The organism is Pseudomonas coleopterorum, from assembly GCF_900105555.1.
GTDB lineage: Bacteria > Pseudomonadota > Gammaproteobacteria > Pseudomonadales > Pseudomonadaceae > Aquipseudomonas > Aquipseudomonas coleopterorum.
In genome coordinates this window covers 4,712,634-4,728,809 of sequence record NZ_FNTZ01000001.1, presented here as the reverse complement: position 1 = coordinate 4,728,809, position 16,176 = coordinate 4,712,634, and the positions used below count along the sequence as shown (strand labels likewise).

12 protein-coding genes are annotated in these 16,176 nt (G+C 62.7%); 3 read left to right on the top strand and 9 right to left on the bottom strand.

All coding sequences use genetic code 11. The annotated features are described in order from the left end of the window. Positions 1-1,069 precede the first annotated feature (1,069 nt). Together gudD and BLV18_RS21345 are read right to left on the bottom strand one after the other, a co-directional pair. On the bottom strand, positions 1,070-2,404 hold the full coding sequence (gudD, locus tag BLV18_RS21350; protein ID WP_090361769.1) for a glucarate dehydratase: 1,335 nt from the start codon (positions 2,402-2,404) through the stop codon (positions 1,070-1,072). 75 nt (positions 2,405-2,479) lie between these two features. Further along, positions 2,480-3,826: an MFS transporter gene (locus BLV18_RS21345; RefSeq protein WP_376787072.1), complete on the bottom strand. Its 1,347-nt coding sequence runs from the start codon at positions 3,824-3,826 to the stop codon at positions 2,480-2,482. Positions 3,827-4,092: 266 nt separating this feature from the next. Between BLV18_RS21345 and BLV18_RS21340 the strand changes: the two genes are divergently transcribed. Beyond that, positions 4,093-4,779: a FadR/GntR family transcriptional regulator gene (locus BLV18_RS21340; protein WP_056844879.1), complete on the top strand. Its 687-nt coding sequence runs from the start codon at positions 4,093-4,095 to the stop codon at positions 4,777-4,779. A gap of 280 nt (positions 4,780-5,059) precedes the next feature. On the opposite strand, the gene BLV18_RS21335 is transcribed toward BLV18_RS21340, so the two are convergent. The 6 genes from BLV18_RS21335 to prlC form a co-directional block, all read right to left on the bottom strand. Continuing rightward, positions 5,060-6,373: a c-type cytochrome gene (locus BLV18_RS21335; RefSeq protein WP_090361766.1), complete on the bottom strand. Its 1,314-nt coding sequence runs from the start codon at positions 6,371-6,373 to the stop codon at positions 5,060-5,062. An 11-nt stretch (positions 6,374-6,384) separates the two neighbouring features. Then, complete coding sequence (locus tag BLV18_RS21330) at positions 6,385-8,169, bottom strand: GMC family oxidoreductase (RefSeq protein ID WP_090361763.1); 1,785 nt, start codon at positions 8,167-8,169, stop codon at positions 6,385-6,387. Between the two features lies 1 nt (position 8,170). Further along, a complete protein-coding gene (locus BLV18_RS21325; protein WP_090361760.1) occupies positions 8,171-8,908 on the bottom strand; it encodes a gluconate 2-dehydrogenase subunit 3 family protein in 738 nt (245 codons plus the stop codon). Between the two features lie 253 nt (positions 8,909-9,161). Beyond that, entirely contained in the window at positions 9,162-11,231 is a 2,070-nt protein-coding gene (locus BLV18_RS21320) for a M3 family metallopeptidase (RefSeq protein WP_090361757.1), read from the bottom strand. 120 nt (positions 11,232-11,351) lie between these two features. Next, positions 11,352-11,609, bottom strand: coding sequence for a YheV family putative zinc ribbon protein (locus BLV18_RS21315; protein ID WP_043191945.1), 258 nt, complete (start codon positions 11,607-11,609; stop codon positions 11,352-11,354). Then, positions 11,606-13,654, bottom strand: a complete 2,049-nt coding sequence (gene prlC / locus BLV18_RS21310; protein WP_090361754.1) for an oligopeptidase A — start codon at positions 13,652-13,654, stop codon at positions 11,606-11,608. The genes BLV18_RS21315 and prlC overlap by 4 nt, the downstream gene beginning before the upstream one ends. A 91-nt stretch (positions 13,655-13,745) precedes the next feature. On the opposite strand from prlC, the gene BLV18_RS21305 reads away from it, so the two are divergent. After that, the gene (locus BLV18_RS21305; protein ID WP_043191947.1) at positions 13,746-14,291 is read left to right on the top strand and encodes a gamma carbonic anhydrase family protein; all 546 of its coding nucleotides are present in this window, start codon (positions 13,746-13,748) and stop codon (positions 14,289-14,291) included. 4 nt (positions 14,292-14,295) lie between these two features. Continuing rightward, positions 14,296-14,952 carry an HAD family hydrolase gene (locus tag BLV18_RS21300; RefSeq protein WP_090361751.1) on the top strand — a complete coding sequence of 219 codons (657 nt, stop codon included), beginning with the start codon at positions 14,296-14,298 and terminating at the stop codon, positions 14,950-14,952. Between the two features lie 112 nt (positions 14,953-15,064). On the opposite strand, the gene BLV18_RS21295 is transcribed toward BLV18_RS21300, so the two are convergent. Next, positions 15,065-16,150 (bottom strand): aminopeptidase, encoded by a 1,086-nt coding sequence (locus tag BLV18_RS21295; protein WP_090361748.1) that lies wholly within the window; start codon positions 16,148-16,150, stop codon positions 15,065-15,067. Positions 16,151-16,176 lie beyond the last annotated feature (26 nt).

Genomic DNA, 16,176 nt, shown 5'->3' with positions numbered 1-16,176 from the left:
TTGAGATGGTTCCCAGTTTACCGGGTAAAAATTCCCACAGCTCACGGCTGGACGAGACGATTTACATAGGATTATGACTTGTGAGTCATTTGTCACTAACGTTACCGGTGAAAACTTAACTGAACCTGAATCGAGCGCTCTATTGTGCGGGGATGGGGATTATCGAGACGATGGACGGCGTCCCTGTAGCAGCGGCGTGAGTCGCGTCCGGCTTCACCGCGTTCTCCCAGATGCACCGCTTAAACCGCCGACGCGGCTTGCGCCGTTGCTACATAGGATTCAAGTCGTCTGCATAGCGGCAGCAGAACTGTGGGAGCGGGCTCTGCTCGCGAAGCAGCCGCCACGGTCTGCCTGAGCCACCGCATGCTCCGTTTCGCGGGCAGAGACCCGCTCCCACAGGGTCGATGCGTGGCTTAGCGCACCAGGCAGGGACCTTGTTGTCGAACTGCCGACCTGAGATAAGGTTCAAGTTCTGCATAGCGGCAGCAGAACTGTGGGAGCGGGCTCTGCCCGCGAAGCAGGCGCCGCGGTATGCCTGGGCCACCGCATGCTTCGTTTCGCGGGCAGAGACCCGCTCTCACAGGGGCGACATGGTGTGGGAGCGGGCTCTGCCCGCGAAGCAGGCGCCACGGTCTGCCTGAGCCACCGCATGCTCCGTTTCGCGGGCAGAGACCCGCTCCCACAGGGGCGATGAGTGGCTCAGCGCACCAGGCAGGGACGCTTGTTGTCGAATTGCCAACCCGAGATAAGGTTCAAGTTCTGTATAGCGGCAGCAGGTCTGTGGGAGCGGGCTCTGCCCGCGAAGCAGCCGCCACGGTCTGCCTGAGCCACCGCATGCTCCGTTTCGCGGGCAGAGACCCGCTCCCACAGGGTCGATACGTGGCTTAGCGCACCAGGCAGGGGCGCTTGTTATCGAATTGCCAACCCGAGATAAGGTTCAAGTTCTGTATAGCGGCAGCAGGTCTGTGGGAGCGGGCTCTGCCCGCGAAGCAGCCGCCACGGTCTGCCTGAGCCACCGCATGCTCCGTTTCGCGGGCAGAGACCCGCTCCCACAGGGTTGATACGTGGATTAGCGCACCAGGCAGGGGCGCTTGTTATCGAATTTCCAGTCTGAAATCAGGTATTGCATGGCAATGCCGTCATCCCGCGCGCCCAGGCCCTTGGTCTTGTACAGCTCGTGGGCCTTGGCCACTTCGTCCATGTCGATGTCCACGCCCAGGCCCGGCTTGGCGGGCACTTTGACGAAGCCATCGATGATCTGCAATGGCTCCTTGGTCAGGCGCTGGCCGTCCTGCCAGATCCAGTGCGTGTCGATCGCGGTGATCTCGCCCGGTGCCGCAGCGGCCACCTGGGTGAACATCGCCAGCGAAATATCGAAATGGTTGTTGGAGTGCGAGCCCCAGGTCAGCCCCCAGTCGTTGCACATCTGCGCCACCCGTACCGACCCCTGCATGGTCCAGAAATGCGGGTCGGCCAGCGGGATGTCCACCGACTGCAATTGAATGGCGTGCCCCATCTCGCGCCAGTCGGTGGCAATCATGTTGGTGGCGGTGGGCAGGCCCGTGGCACGGCGGAACTCGGCCATGACTTCACGTCCCGAATAGCCGTTTTCCGCGCCACAGGGGTCCTCGGCGTAGGCCAGCACATGGTGCTGATCACGGCACAGGCCGATCGCCTCTTTCAGTGACCAGGCACCGTTGGGGTCCAGGGTGATGCGCGCGTCGGGGAAACGCTCGGCCAGTGCCGTCACCGCCTCGATTTCCTCGGCACCGCGCAGTACGCCGCCCTTGAGCTTGAAGTCGTTGAAGCCGTACTTGGCCTTGGCCGCTTCGGCCAATCGCACCACCGCCTCGGGGGTCAGTGCCTTTTCGTGACGCAGGCGGGTCCAGTCATCAGCGGCGTCCGGCTCGCTGCGGTAGGCCAGGTCGGTCTGGCCACGATCGCCCACATAGAACAGGTAGCCGAGCATCTTCACCGCATCGCGTTGCTGGCCTTCACCGAGCAGCGCTGCCACCGGCACTTCGAGAAACTGGCCAAGCAGGTCGAGCAGGGCAGCTTCCATGGCCGTCACGGCATGGATGGTGATGCGCAGGTCGAACGTCTGCAGACCACGGCCCGCACTGTCGCGAGCCGCAAAGGTGGTGCGCATGCGGTTGAGGATCTGCTGGTACTGGCCGATGGGCTGCCCCACCACCAGGCTGCGGGCATCTTCCAGGGTCTCGCGAATGCGCTCGCCCCCGGGCACCTCACCAACCCCGGTGTTGCCGGCGCTGTCCTTGAGAATCACGATGTTGCGGGTGAAGAACGGGCCGTGGGCACCGCTGAGGTTGAGCAGCATGCTGTCGTGCCCGGCAACCGGAATGACTTGCAGGCTGGTGACGATGGGGGCGTTGTGCGTGGTCATGTGGTTTTCCTTGTCATTGAATCCACGCCAGGCGCCGCAGGGGCCTGGCGAAAACGGTACAGGGGATCGCGCTCGTCAGAGCGGACGCGCCTGCACGGGTTCGGCGATGCCGCTTACGGGTTTGCCGGGCTTGGGCTGAGTGCGGGCAAAGAACACCACGATCGCGGCCAGCACCGATGTCGCGGCCAGGCCGTACAGCCCGCCCTGGATCGAGCCGGTGCTCTGCTCCAGGAAACCGAAGGTGGCCGGCGCGACGAAGCCGCCCAGGTTACCCACCGAGTTCACCAGTGCGATCACCGCCGCGGCAATACGCGCATCCAGGTAGGCCTGGGGGATGGGCCAGAACAGCGAGGACGCCGACTTGAAGCCAATGGCGGCGAAGCAGACGGCCACGAAGGCGAACACCGGTCCGCCCGTGGTGGACAGGAACATACCGGCGGCGGCGATCAGCAGCGCTGTGGCCACCCAGGCTTGCTGGAACTTGAATTTGCCCGACAGCGCGGCAAACGCGTACATGGCAATGATCGAAATCAGCCAGGGTATCGAATTGAGGAAGCCCACCTGCAGGTCATCCAGACCGCCCATTTTCTTGATGATGCTGGGCAGCCAGAAGGTGGCGGCATAGATGGTCAGCTGGATGCAGAAGTAGATCAGGCAGAACAGCAGGATCTGGCGATCCTTGAGCAGCGTGCCCAAGGTCGGCTTGACGGTGTGCATGGCGTCACGTTCGCGCTGTTCGCGATCGATCTCGCCCACCAGCGCGTCTTTCTCCTCCAGGGTCAGCCATTTGGCGTCGTGGACCTTTGAATCCAGCCAGAACCAGACGAAGAAGCACAGCAGCACCGAAGCCAGGCCTTCGATCAGGAACATCCACTGCCAACCGTGCATCCCCAAACCTTCGATCTGCAACAGCGCACCGGCCAGGGGTCCGGAAATCAGCGAGGCCAAGGCAGAGCCGCTGAGGAAGATGGCAATCGCCTTGCCGCGCTCGACGCCAGGCAACCAGCGGGTGAAGTAGTAGATCACGCCCGGGAAGAAACCGGCTTCGGCGATCCCCAGCAGAAAGCGCAGGATGTAGAAGTGGGTTTCGTTCTGAATGAACGCCATCATCGTGGCGACGATGCCCCAGGTGAACATGATCCGCGTCAACCAGACCCGTGCGCCGACTTTCTGCAACAGCATGTTGGACGGCACTTCGAACAGTGCATAGCCGATGAAGAACAGCCCGGCACCGAAGCCATAGGCCGCCGCGCCGATGCCCAGGTCATGCTCCAGGTGCGTGCGCACGAAGCCGATGTTGACCCGATCGATGTAGTTGACGATGAACATGATGACGAACAGCGGGAGTACGTGACTCTTCACTTTCGAGACGGCACGGGCCAGGACGGCATCGCCGGTTGCAACGTTTGAATTGCTCACAATTCAAATCTCCCACTGATTGTTTTTATGCGGGTAGTTTCTGTGTCGATCGGCAGCTGGGTGCTCGGTCGGCAGACATCATACAACTAGATATTTGTTGAACTCAACGCATACAGGGTCAACCAGCCTGCCATTCGTCGTTGTCATACATCTTCATCAGTGTTGGTGATGCCGTTGCTGAACGGTCGGTGTCATCCGGTGACTGGCCCGGCAGCGCCCGGAAGATGCTCGCAAGGTATGATCGGTTTTTTCCTCCGGGAGCCTCATCGATGTCGAAGCGACCAAACAGCCTGGCCCACGGGCTGGTCGAGGCCTTGAGCCAGCAGATCCGCCTGGGCACCCTGGCGCCGGGCGCCAAGCTGCCGTCGGAGGGCGCTATTGTCGCCGAGCACGGCGTCAGCAGAACCGTGGTGCGCGAAGCCTTGTCACGGTTGCAGGCATCGGGTCTGGTGGAAACCCGGCATGGGGTGGGAACGTTCGTGCTGCAGCGCGAGCCGGCCCATGGCCTGCGCTTGAACGTCGACACGGCGCTCAGTGTGCGTGGCATTCTCGAGTTGCGTCTGGGATTGGAGACCCAGGCGGCCGCCCTGGCGGCCAAGCGCCGCAGCGAGTCTCAACTGCAACGCATGCGCAAGGCGCTGGACGACTATCAGCGCTCGCTGGCCAACAACGACAGTTGCGTGGAGGAAGACAAGCGCTTTCACCTGCTGATCGCCGAGGCAACGGGTAATACGTATTTCACCGACATCATGCAGCACCTGGGCGATGCGATGATTCCGCGCACTCGGCTCAACGCGCTGGAGAAGGGCGATGCCGATCTGTCCCAGCTGGGGCAGGTGGCGAACCTCGAGCATGAAGCGATCTACCAGGCGATTCGCAAGCAGGATGCCGATGCGGCACGGGCGGCGATGTGGCTGCATTTGAGCAACAGCCGTGATCGTTTCAATGCGGATTGAGGAGGCCTTTTTACTGGAGGGTGTCGGTGAGGGCCTCTTCGCGGGCGGAGACCCGCTCCCACAAGGCTAGGATTGAGGGGTCTTTTTACTGGAGGGGGTCAGTGAGGGCCTCTTCGCGGGCAGAGACCCGCTCCCACAAGGCTGGAATTGAGGGGTCTTTTTACCGGAGGGTGTCAGTGGGGGCCCCTTCGCGGGCAGAGACCCGCTCCCACAAGGCCAGTTGAGAATTCATCTCACTGTGGGAGCGGGTCTCTGCCCGCGAAAGGGCCGCCAGCCATGATCAGTGGCTGGTGGACTGCCCCAGGTCATCGCCGGAGGTGTGCTTCATGTCGTCGCCGCGCATCTGCTCGACGTCGTCGGCCGACACCGTCGAGCCCTGATTGCCCCAGCTGGTGCGGATGAAGTTCACCACATCAGCCACTTCCTGATCGGACAGGCGCCAGGCGAAGCCGGGCATGGTGAAGGTGGACGGCGCCGTGTGAGTGGCCGGCAACGTGCCACCTGCCAGCACGATATGGATCAGCGAACTGGCATCCTCGGTCTGCAGCACCGGGTTGCCAGCCAAGGCCGGGAACACATGGGTGTAGCCCTGGCCATCGGTCCGATGACAGGCCGCGCAGTTGTCGATGTACACCCCGGCACCGACCTTGCTGTCGTCTCCCTTCCACAATGCGTCGGACACACGTGCGTCGTATTCATGGGGCTTGTCGGCACGGTCCACCGCCGGCAGCGTCTTCAGGTATCGAGCGATGGCCGTGAGGTCTTCATGGGTCATGTACTGCATGCTGTGCTCGACCACATCGCTCATGCCGCCGAACACCGCGCTGCGATCGCTGCGGCCGGTCTTGAGAAACTGCACCAGTTGCTCTTCGCTCCAGCTGCCCAAGCCGTCCTTGTGATCGCCGCGCAGGCTCTTGGCAATCCAGCCTTCGAGCGGTGCGCTGCCAGCCAGGAAGTCGGCGTTGTCGCCGGCGCTCAGGGCCTTCTCCTGCATGGTGATCGCCCGCGGGGTATGGCAGGCGCCACAGTGCCCAAGCCCCTCGACCAGGTAGGCGCCGCGGCTGATCACCGGATCGGAGCCCGGCGGCGGCTGATAGGCGCTGACCGGAGGGGCGAACAGTCCGCGCCAGATCGCCAGCGGCCAGCGCATGCTCAGTGGCCAGGGAATGTCGGTCGGCTTGTTCGGTTCGGCCACCGGCGCCACGCCCTTCATGAAGTAGGCGTACAGGGCGTGCATGTCGGCATCGCTGACCCGTGCATAAGACGGGTAGGGCATGGCCGGATACAGGCTGCTGCCACTCTTGCCGATGCCGTGGCGCACGGCCTTGTCGAAGTCTTCGAAGCTGTAGTTGCCGATGCCGTCGCTGTGCGGCGTGATGTTGGTCGAGTAAACCGTGCCGATCGGCGTCTCCATGCCCAACCCGCCGGCGAACGGCGCACCGCCCTTGGCGGTATGGCAGGCCACGCAGTCACCGGCACGGGCCAGGTAACGGCCCTGCTCGATCAGGGCGTCGTCGGACTCTGCGGCCCTGGCCGGGAGGCTGGTCAACAGACTGGCGAGCAGGGTCAGCGCAGCGATCTGGATAACGTTCATCTCTGCGCTCCTTATGCCTGCACCAGCGGGCCGGGGTTCTTCAGGTACTGCTCGCGAATGGCCCGTGCAGACCAGTAGGTCAGTGCCGCCACCAGGCCGGTAGGGTTGTAACCCAACCCCTGGGGAAAGGCCGAGGCGCCTGGAACGAACACGTTGTGCACGTCCCAGCACTGCAGGTAGCGGTTGATCGCACTGGTCTTGGGGTCGGTGCCCATGATCGCGCCACCGTTGAGGTGGGTGGTCTGGTAGGAGGCGGTATTGAAATGCTCACCGACCTTCTTGCCCAGCAAGGCAATGGTCTTGGGGTTCATGGCCTGGGCGACCTTGCTCATTTTCTCGACCATGAAGCGGTTCATCTTGATGTCGTTTTCCTGCCAGTCGAAGGTCATGCGCAGCAACGGCAGGCCATAGGCATCGCGGTACACCGGATCCAGGTCCAGGTAGTTGCCGCGATAGGACTGATGGGCGCCGTGGGCGTCCATCGACACCTGATGGGTGTAGTAGTCGGCGGTGGCCTTCTTCCAGGCGCTGCCCCAGGCTGGCGTGCCCGGTGGATTGGCCGTGCCGGCGATCGGTCGGCTGCCGGCCTGGTTGACCCACATCGGCGAGCCGCCGACGAAGCCATGGGGGCCGTGGTCGAAGTTATCGGCATTGAAGTCGTCGAACGCCACACCGTTGCCACCGGCGCCAATGAAGTTGTTGGTGTGGGTGTCCTTGTCGAAGAAGGCCTTGATGGTGGCCATGTTCTGGTAGGCGAAGTTCTTGCCGACCACACCTTCGCCGGTCTTGGGATCGTAGGGCTTGCCGATACCGGAAAGCAGCATCAGGCGCACGTTGTTGAACTGGAACGCACCGAGAATCACCAAATCCGCCGGTTGCTCGACTTCTCGCCCCTGGGCATCGACGTAGGTCACACCGGTCGCCTTGCGCTTGGTGCTGTCCAGATTGACCCGCAGGACGTGGGCGTTGGTGCGCAACTCGAAGGTTTCGACCTGGCGCAACGCCGGCAGGATGTTCACGTTCGGTGACGCCTTGGAATACATGTAGCAGACATAGCCACTGCAGAAACCGCAGAAGTTGCAGGGGCCCATCTGCGCACCATAGGGGTTGGTGTACGGCCCCGATGTATTGGCCGACGGCAGATTGTACGGCTTGTAACCGACCTCGGCGGCGGCCTTCTGGAACAACTGCGCCGAAACGGTGTTCTTCTGCGAGGCCAGCGGGAACGGGTTGGAACGATCCGGTGCATAGGGGTTGCCACCCTTGCCTTCGCCGACCCGCACGCCGTTCACCGTCCAGGCCTGACCCGAGGTGCCGAAGACTTTTTCGGCGAAATCGAAGAACGGCTCCAGCTCTTCATAGCTGACACCGAAGTCCTGGATGGTCATGTCCTTGGGGATGAACTGCTTGCCGTAGCGCTCCTCGTAGTGGCTGCGCATGCGCAGTTCCATGGGATCGACACGGAAGTGCACGCCCGACCAATGCAGACCGGCGCCGCCGACACCCTTGCCCGGCAGAAACGCACCTAACTGGCGGTTGGGCAGTGCAACGTCGTTGACGCTGTGGCGGATGGTCACGGTTTCCTTGGAGATGTCCTGAAACAGCTTCTTGCGCACGCTGTAGGTCAACTCGTCGACCACCTGTGGATAACTGCCGTCCGGGTAGGTGTCCTGCATCGGGCCGCGCTCCAGCGCCACCACGTTGAGACCTGCCTCGGTGAGTTCCTTGGCCATGATCGCGCCCGTCCAGCCGAACCCGACGATGACCGCGTCGACTTTCTTCATTACCGTTGTCATGTCAGGCCCTCTCGCCGCGAATCGATACAGCGGGGAAGGGGTATTGCTCGTTGCGCTCCACCCAATCCATGAAGTCGGCGCGTGCGCCCGGAAAACCGATCTGGGTCCAGCCGACCATGCCCTTGTTGCCGCCGTGCACGGGGTCACAGAAGAAGCCTTCACGGGTGTTCTGCAGGATCAGACTGAAGAAGGCAGTGGCGGGCAGTTCGTCGAAAACCAGCTCTCCTGCCTCGATCTTGCTAAGAACACGGTCTTGGGTAGCGCTGTCTTGCTCAGCGAACACTTTGCCCGATTGAGCCTTGCACCAGGCATCAGTGGCGGCAATGCCCAGGCGGTAGATCTGCTGGGGCACCAGCTGCAGTTGATAGCCCATCTGGGGCGGGGCATCGGTCACGAATGGACCTTGCATGTACCACAATGCCCCCGTGGCATACGGGGTGTTCATCTGCCGATCGATGAATTCCGCTGCGCCGGCTTCCAGGGCACCGGGGCCCAGGTCATCCGCTGGAATCAGCCGAGCCACCGCGGCCTGTACGAAAGCCCACTCTTCAGCGGTGAAAAACGACGGCTGGTAATCGGCGCTTGGCACCGGCGCAGGCGGCGCGGCCCGCGTATCCGCCTGGGCATCGGCCGTCAGGGCGCCGAGGCCCAGGCCGCTACTGGCAACGGTCACCACCGGAATCAAGGTCAGTGTTTTGCGCAGAAAATCCCGGCGCGGGTTGTTTTCTTGCTCGGACATCAGGGTTCTCATCAGCTGTTCGATACGGTTTTTATCGATGCGCAGCTCAGCGGTACGTGTTCGTTGCACCACGCGGCCAGAGGCGGGTGATGCTTTGTGGAAGGCGCAGACGCGACACATTCGGCACGAAGCCAGGCGCGGCAAAATGCCGCCCTGGCGCTTCAACCGACAAATGTATCTATTTGTGACGGCAAATGAAACCGGTTTCAGTCTTGCAGTGTATCGGTTGGCTCGATGCATCTGCTCGAACAGGTCAAGCCTCGATCCCCAGATCTGCCAGCAATGCCTCGACACCCGGCTTGCTCCCGGCGAAGCTTTCCACCAGTTCGGCGAAGGGCCGAGTCCCGCCCGATGCCAGAATCAGGCGTTGGAAATCCTTACCGGCCCGATTCGCCAACAATCCTTCGCGTTTGAAACGAGTGAACAGATGAGCTGCGAGCACCTGCGACCAGACATAGGTGTAATACCCGGCCGCATAGTCTTCATTGGTGAACAAATGAGCGAAGGTGTTGAGCCAACGCACATAGGGTGGATGGCGGACCACTTGGGTCTTCTCCAGCACCTGCTCGCCGATCTGTTGCGCCGACAGGCCATCGCTCGTGCTGTGCAGGCGATAGTCCACCAGGGCGTATTCGAGCTGCCACAACAGCGCCTGAGCCCGGAAGCGGGCCTGGGCTGCGAGCGCCTGTTCGACGAAAGCGCTGCCGATCTGCTCGCCGGTCCGATGATGGCGCGACAACGACTGCAGGATTTCCGGCTGCATGGCCCAGTGTTCGAACACGCCGCTGGGCAGTTCCACCGCATCTTCGGCCACGCCCTTGATGCCGGACACGCTGCCGTGATCGATGCGCGTCAGCACATGGTGCAACGCATGGCCCAGTTCGTGGAAAAACGTCTGGATATCGCCCAGGCTCAAAAGGCAGGGAAACTCTGGTGTCTGGGCAGCGAAATCACAGCCCACATGGGCAATCGGCAGTTGCAGGCGTCCGTCGGCGAAGCGGTGGCGGTCACGCAGAGCCTCCATCCAGGCGCCCGCGCGCTTCTTCGGCCGGGTGTGCAGGTCCAGGTAAATGTAACCCAGCACCTGATCCCCTTCGCTGAGGCGGAACAGGCGCACCGAGGCAGGTTGGCGTGGTGCTGGGGGGCATTCGAGCCACTGTACGTCGAACAGTTGGGCGAGCAGGTGTTGCATGCCGTCCATCACCGCCTGCATGGGGAAATATTCGCGCACCTTGAGCTCGGTCACGCCGTGGTGGATCTGCTGGTATTTTTCCCGGTAGTAATCCCAGTCCCACGCCTTCAGCGATTTCACACCAAACAATGAAGCCAGCTCTTGCACGGGCGCGAATTCGGCCTGCGCCGCCGGACGGACCTTGTCGATCAGTTGCAGCAGCAACTGCTCCACGTCGGCGGCTTCGTCGAACATGCGCGTGGCTTGGGCCAGCGAGGCGTAGCTGCGATACCCACTCGCTTCGGCCAACTCGGCACGGGCCGCGAGGATGCGTTGCAGCACGGGCCCGTTATCCTGCTCCCCGGCACGCGGGCCCTGGTCCGAGGCCTGGGTGTAGAAAGCCTTGTACACCTGTTCGCGCAGCGAGCGGTCGTGAGCCTGGCTCGCCACCGCCAGCACCAGCGGCAGTTCCAGGGTGAGCAGCCAACCGGAAAGGCCGGCCTCGCGTGCCCGTTGGGCCATGCTGGCGCGTACGGCAGGGGCGATGCCCGCCAGGGCAGTTTCGTCATCGATGGCCAGGGTCCAGCCCTGGCTGGCCGCATTCAGGTTGTCGGCGAAGGTCTGGTACAAGCCTTCCAGTTCTACATGCAGGCGTTCGATGCGTATCTGCGTGGGACGCTGGGTGCCCACCCCGGCCAATCGCGTGGCGCGCAGGGCCTGGTTCAATGCCGCCTGCTGGGTCTCATCGAACTCCAGGGCCTGCGGGCTTTGCTGCAGCAGTTGCAAGGCGGCCTGCACCGTGCGGTTGTGCTTGATGGCCGACTCATAGGCCTGTACCCGCTCGCGGCATTTCGCATAAGCCTCGATCACCGCCAGATGGTGATGCCGACTGAGCAACTGCTCGGGTTGCAGAACCGCCAGCAGGCGCTGATGCATGTCTTCCAGTGGCTTGACCAAGCCTTCCCACGTGGGTGATTCGAGCTGCTCGGGGAGCAGTTGCGCCAGCTGACGCAAGTTGCTTTCGATCACATGGGTGATGGCCGGCTCGACGTGTTCGGCCTTGATGAGGTGATAGGGGACTATCTCGTGGTTGCCCAGCAAGGGGTTGTCGGCAAGAAGCGCAGGGAGTACCGACGAGGGTGCGGTGGTCATGTTCGATTCCTTGAGTGACGCCTGAGTGGCGAGCCAGTCTAGGAAGGCGAACAACCTGTGAAGTGGTAGCCGGCTATTGCCGTCGACCTGCCCTTGCGGCAAATCGACGGCAGGCCTGGCTCAAGGTTTCTTGAGCTTGGGGTTGGGGAAGAACTGCACCGGTTGCGAGGTGGGCCGGGCGACCTTGACGGCCACCTTGTTGACCCGCGTGCCCAGTTCGCTGGGCACCGACTGGCCCTGCGCATTGAGCGTGTCGCTGTACCCACAGGCCACGCACTCGCGATGGGGGACCTCGTCGACGCTCCACATCATCAGCTTGTCCGGCTCGCTACAGGCCGGGCAGACGGCCCCGGCGATGAAGCGTTTCTTGGTGATCATGCCGCCGCTTCCTCGCTCAGACCGCTATGGCGCAACAGGGCATCGATGGACGGCTCGCGACCGCGGAAGTCGACGAACAACACCATCGGGGCCTGCGATCCGCCCCGCGCCAGAATGGCTTCGCGGAAAGCACGACCGGTGTCGGCATTGAGCACGCCGTCTTCCTCGAACTTGCTGAACGCATCGGCCGACAGCACTTCGGCCCACTTGTAGCTGTAATAGCCCGCCGCGTAGCCGCCGGCGAAGATGTGCGCGAAGCTGTTGGGAAAGCGGTTGTAGGCCGGCGGACGCATGACCGAAACCTCGTCACGCACACCGTCCAGCACTTCCATCACGCTGCGGCCATCGCCATGGGAGGCATGCAGCTCGAAGTCGAACAGCGAGAACTCGATCTGGCGGACCATCATCAGGCCAGACTGGAAGTTTTTCGCCGCCAGCATCTTTTCCAGCAGGTCCTGAGGCAGCGGCTCGCCGGTTTCGTAGTGACCCGAGATCAAGGCCAGGCCTTCGGGCTCCCAGCACCAGTTTTCCATGAACTGGCTGGGCAGCTCGACCGCATCCCACGCCACGCCGTTGATACCCGACACGCCGACGTGCTCGACGCGCGTCAGCAGGTGGTGCAGGCCGTGGCCGAACTCGTGGAACAGCGTGGTGACTTCGTCGTGAGTCAGCAGCGCCGGTTTGCCGGCGTCGGCCGGGGTGAAGTTGCACACCAGGTTGGCCACCGGGCTCTGCAGCTCGCCATTCTCGGTGCGACGGCGGTCGCGGGCGCCGTCCATCCAGGCGCCGCCACGCTTGTTAGCGCGGGCGTACAGGTCGAAGAAGAAGCGGCCCACATGCTGGCCGTTTTCCTTGATCTCGAACAGGCGCACGTCAGGGTGCCAGGTGTCGAAACCTTTCTGCTCGGCGATCTCGATACCGTACAGGCGCTGCACAATGGCGAACAGGCCGCTCAGGACCTTGTCGATCGGAAAGTAGGCGCGCAGTGCTTCCTGAGAAACGCTGTAGCGCTGCTCACGCAGTTTTTCCCCATAGAAACCGCTGTCCCAGCTTTGCAGGTCGGCACAGCCCTGTTCGGCGGCATAGGCGCGCAGCTGCTCCAGGTCCTGGGCCGCGAACGGCTTGCTGCGCTGGGCCAGGTCACGCAGGAAGGTCAGCACCTGATCGGTCGACTCGGCCATCTTGGTGGCCAGGCTCAATTCCGAATAACTGGCATAGCCCAACAGCTCGGCCAATTCCTGACGCAGGTCGAGGATTTCGCGCATCACCGGGCCGTTGTCGTTCTGGCCGGCATTGGGGCCCTGGTCCGAGGCGCGGGTGCAATAGGCTGCGTAGACTTCTTCACGCAGGGCGCGGTCTTGAGCGTAGGTCATGACGGCGTAATAGCTGGGGAACTCAAGGCTGATCAGCCAGCCGTCCAGACCTTTGGCCTGGGCTGCGGCCGCCATTTGCGCCTTGGCCGAATCGGTCAGCCCGGCCAGGGCCGTTTCGTCGGTGACGTGCTTGGTCCAGGCCTGGGTGGCGTCGAGCAGTTGGTTGGAGAAACGGCTGCCCAGCTCCGACAGCTTGCTCTGCACCTGGGCATAGCGCTGCTGCTGATCCACCGGCAGATCGATACCGGACAGTCGGAAGTCGCGCAGCGAATGCTCCAGAATGGTCTTCTGGGCAACGTCGAAGCCCGCGGCTTCAGGACTGTTGGCCAGGGTTTCGAAGGCCTGGAACAGCTCGCGGTTCTGGCCCAGCTCGGTGGAGTAGGCACTGAGCGCCGGCAGGCAGGCCTCATAGGCCTGGCGCAGTTCGGCGCTGTTGCACACGGCGTTGAGGTGGCTGACCGGGCTCCAGGCAGCGCCCAGGCGGTCGTTCAGCTCGTCCATGGCCAGCACCAGGCCGGCCCAGGTAGGCTGGCTGCCCTGGGTTTGCAGAATGTGGGCAATGGCCGCGCGGTTGTCGGCCAGGATCTGTTCAATCGCCGGTTGTACGTGCTCGGCACGGATCGCCGAGAACGGCGGCAGGTCGTAGGACTGCAGAAGGGGATTCGCGCTCACGGTTAAACACCTTGGCTATGAAGAAACACTGGGACATCTTAATTACAATTACGACTCACCGCAGCTATCGACAACACAGAGGATGCCTATCGTGGCCATTCGCAATTTCCAGCAGCATACGCCGCGCCTGGGCGAACGCGCCTTCGTCGACCGCTCGGCGGTGGTGATCGGCGACGTCGAGATCGGCACCGACAGCTCGGTCTGGCCGCTGACCGTGATCCGCGGCGACATGCACCGGATCCGCATCGGCAAGCGCACCAGCGTGCAGGATGCCAGCGTGCTGCACATCACCCATGCCGGTCCTTTCAATCCGGACGGTTTCCCGCTGCTGATCGGCGATGATGTCACCATTGGACACAAAGTCATGCTCCACGGCTGCACCCTGGGCAATCGCATTCTGGTCGGCATGGGCAGTACCGTCATGGACGGCGCGGTGGTGGAAGACGACGTGATCATCGGCGCAGGCAGCCTGGTAGCACCGGGCAAACGCCTGCAGAGCGGCTTTCTGTACGTCGGCAGTCCGGCCAGGCAAGCCCGGCCGCTGACGGACAAGGAACGTGCGTTCTTCACCTACACCGCTGGCAACTACGTGAAGCTCAAGGACCAACACCTGGCCGAAGGCTTCGACAAGGACTGATTCCGTGCACTATCAAAACATTCTGTTCGACCTCGACGGCACCTTGACCGACCCGCGCGAGGGCATCACCCGCTCCATTCAGTATGCCTTGGCCAAGCTGGGCATCGACGAACCCGACCTGCGCAACCTGGAACACTTCATCGGTCCGCCATTGCTCGAGCAGTTCATGCACGCCTACGGCTTCGACGAGGCCCGCGCCTGGCAGGCGGTGAATTTCTACCGCGAACGCTTCCGCGTCACCGGCCTGTACGAAAACCAGATCTTCGCCGGTGTCATTGCACTGCTCGAAACCCTTCAGGGACAAGGCCGGCATCTGTACATCGCCACTTCAAAACCCTGGGAATTCGCCCGGGAGATCGCCCGGCACTTCGATTTCGCCAGGCACTTCAAGGTCATCTACGGCAGCGAACTGGATGGCACGCGGACCGACAAGGTGCAGCTGATTGCCTACATCGTGGAACAGGAAAAGCTGGACCCTGCCCAGACCCTGATGGTCGGCGACCGCAAGCACGACCTGATCGGTGCCCGCCGCAATGGTCTGGATTGCGCGGCGGTGGGCTATGGTTTCGGTTCGCGGGAGGAATTGGTCCTGGAGAACCCGACGTATCATTTCGACACGTTGCAGGCGCTGCATGAGGCGTTCCTGCAAGGCGCAGGATGAGTCGGTAACGATGCGGGGCATTCTTGGCCACTGACCACTCCTACACAAGACTTCTCGCAACCCTGTAGGAGCGGCCAGTGGCCGCGAATAGGCCCGAAAGGGCACCGCAAAACTACCCACCCAACCGCGCCAACTCAGCTCTGCGCTCGTCCATCGGTAACTTGCCCAGTGCCGCCGCCCGATCATAAAAGGCGCGCCAATCGCCAGCGACCTGCCGGAACAAACCCGCGAACGCCGGCACCCACTGGTCGTACAGGCCAAACGGCAGCAGCTTGGCATTGTTCATCGGCCCGTTGATCCAGGCATCGAAACGCCTGTCTCCCTGCCAAGGCCCATCGCGCAGTTGGCGATACTCGCGGCGCAGGCGCTCGAACTCGGCAGCCTTGCCCGTGCGCATGGCTTGCGCGGATAACGGTTGGGCGTACAGCGCAGCCAAGCGTTCGCGGGTCGCGAGCACCAATGCGGTGAACTGGTCACGTTGCGCCACCAGCGTGCTTGCCACCGGCGGCAAGCCTCGCTGGGCACGCCACTGCCGGGTGCCTTCCTGCTCGACGAAGGTGGCGAAGGACTCGTTGAACTCGGTGTCGTCTTTCACATACACACGCTGATGCGCCAGCTCGTGGAAGATCAGCGTAGCCAGACGCTCGTCGCCCCAACCGAGCATGGTGTTGAGAATCGGATCGTCGAACCAGCCCAGGGTCGAGTAGGCCTCGACGCCACCGACATACACATCCCGGCCCGCCAGCTTCTGCAACGCCGCTTCGCCCCGAGCACCGGACTGACTGTAGTAACCGCGATAAGCCACGCAACCGGCAATGGGGAAGCAATGAGTCAACGGCGCCAAGGAAAACTCCGGTGTGGCGAACACGTTCCACACCACCAATGGCCGACCGATGTCGGCGTACAGGCGATAGCTGCGGTTGTCCGGCAGATGCAAGTGCTCGCTGGCGAAGTCGCGGGCCGCCTGGGCACGCTGCAATTGCTCGCGCAGCCGCGGGTCGCGCGACGGATCGGCAAGGATCTGCGCCACCGGCTCGCGTGCCTGCAACAGCTGCCACTGGCCCTGCATCAACTGGCCGTAATAGCCCGCGCTGCTGCAACCGTTGAGCAGGAACAGCAGGCACAGGGGAACAAACAGGCGCAAACCGCGGTCGAGTGCGGCAAGAATGGAACGACGAACAACAACGAATTCATGCATGTGGTTTTCCATGGCCAGGCCCGCCA

Coding starts and splice junctions, on each gene's coding strand:
- BLV18_RS21330 (WP_090361763.1), bottom strand. CDS start 8,169: ATGACAACGGTAATGAAGAAAGTCGACGCGGTCATCGTCGGGTTCGGC.
- BLV18_RS21340 (WP_056844879.1), top strand. CDS start 4,093: ATGTCGAAGCGACCAAACAGCCTGGCCCACGGGCTGGTCGAGGCCTTG.
- BLV18_RS21315 (WP_043191945.1), bottom strand. CDS start 11,609: ATGATCACCAAGAAACGCTTCATCGCCGGGGCCGTCTGCCCGGCCTGT.
- BLV18_RS21325 (WP_090361760.1), bottom strand. CDS start 8,908: ATGTCCGAGCAAGAAAACAACCCGCGCCGGGATTTTCTGCGCAAAACA.
- BLV18_RS21335 (WP_090361766.1), bottom strand. CDS start 6,373: ATGAACGTTATCCAGATCGCTGCGCTGACCCTGCTCGCCAGTCTGTTG.
- BLV18_RS21295 (WP_090361748.1), bottom strand. CDS start 16,150: ATGCATGAATTCGTTGTTGTTCGTCGTTCCATTCTTGCCGCACTCGAC.
- BLV18_RS21320 (WP_090361757.1), bottom strand. CDS start 11,231: ATGACCACCGCACCCTCGTCGGTACTCCCTGCGCTTCTTGCCGACAAC.
- gudD (WP_090361769.1), bottom strand. CDS start 2,404: ATGACCACGCACAACGCCCCCATCGTCACCAGCCTGCAAGTCATTCCG.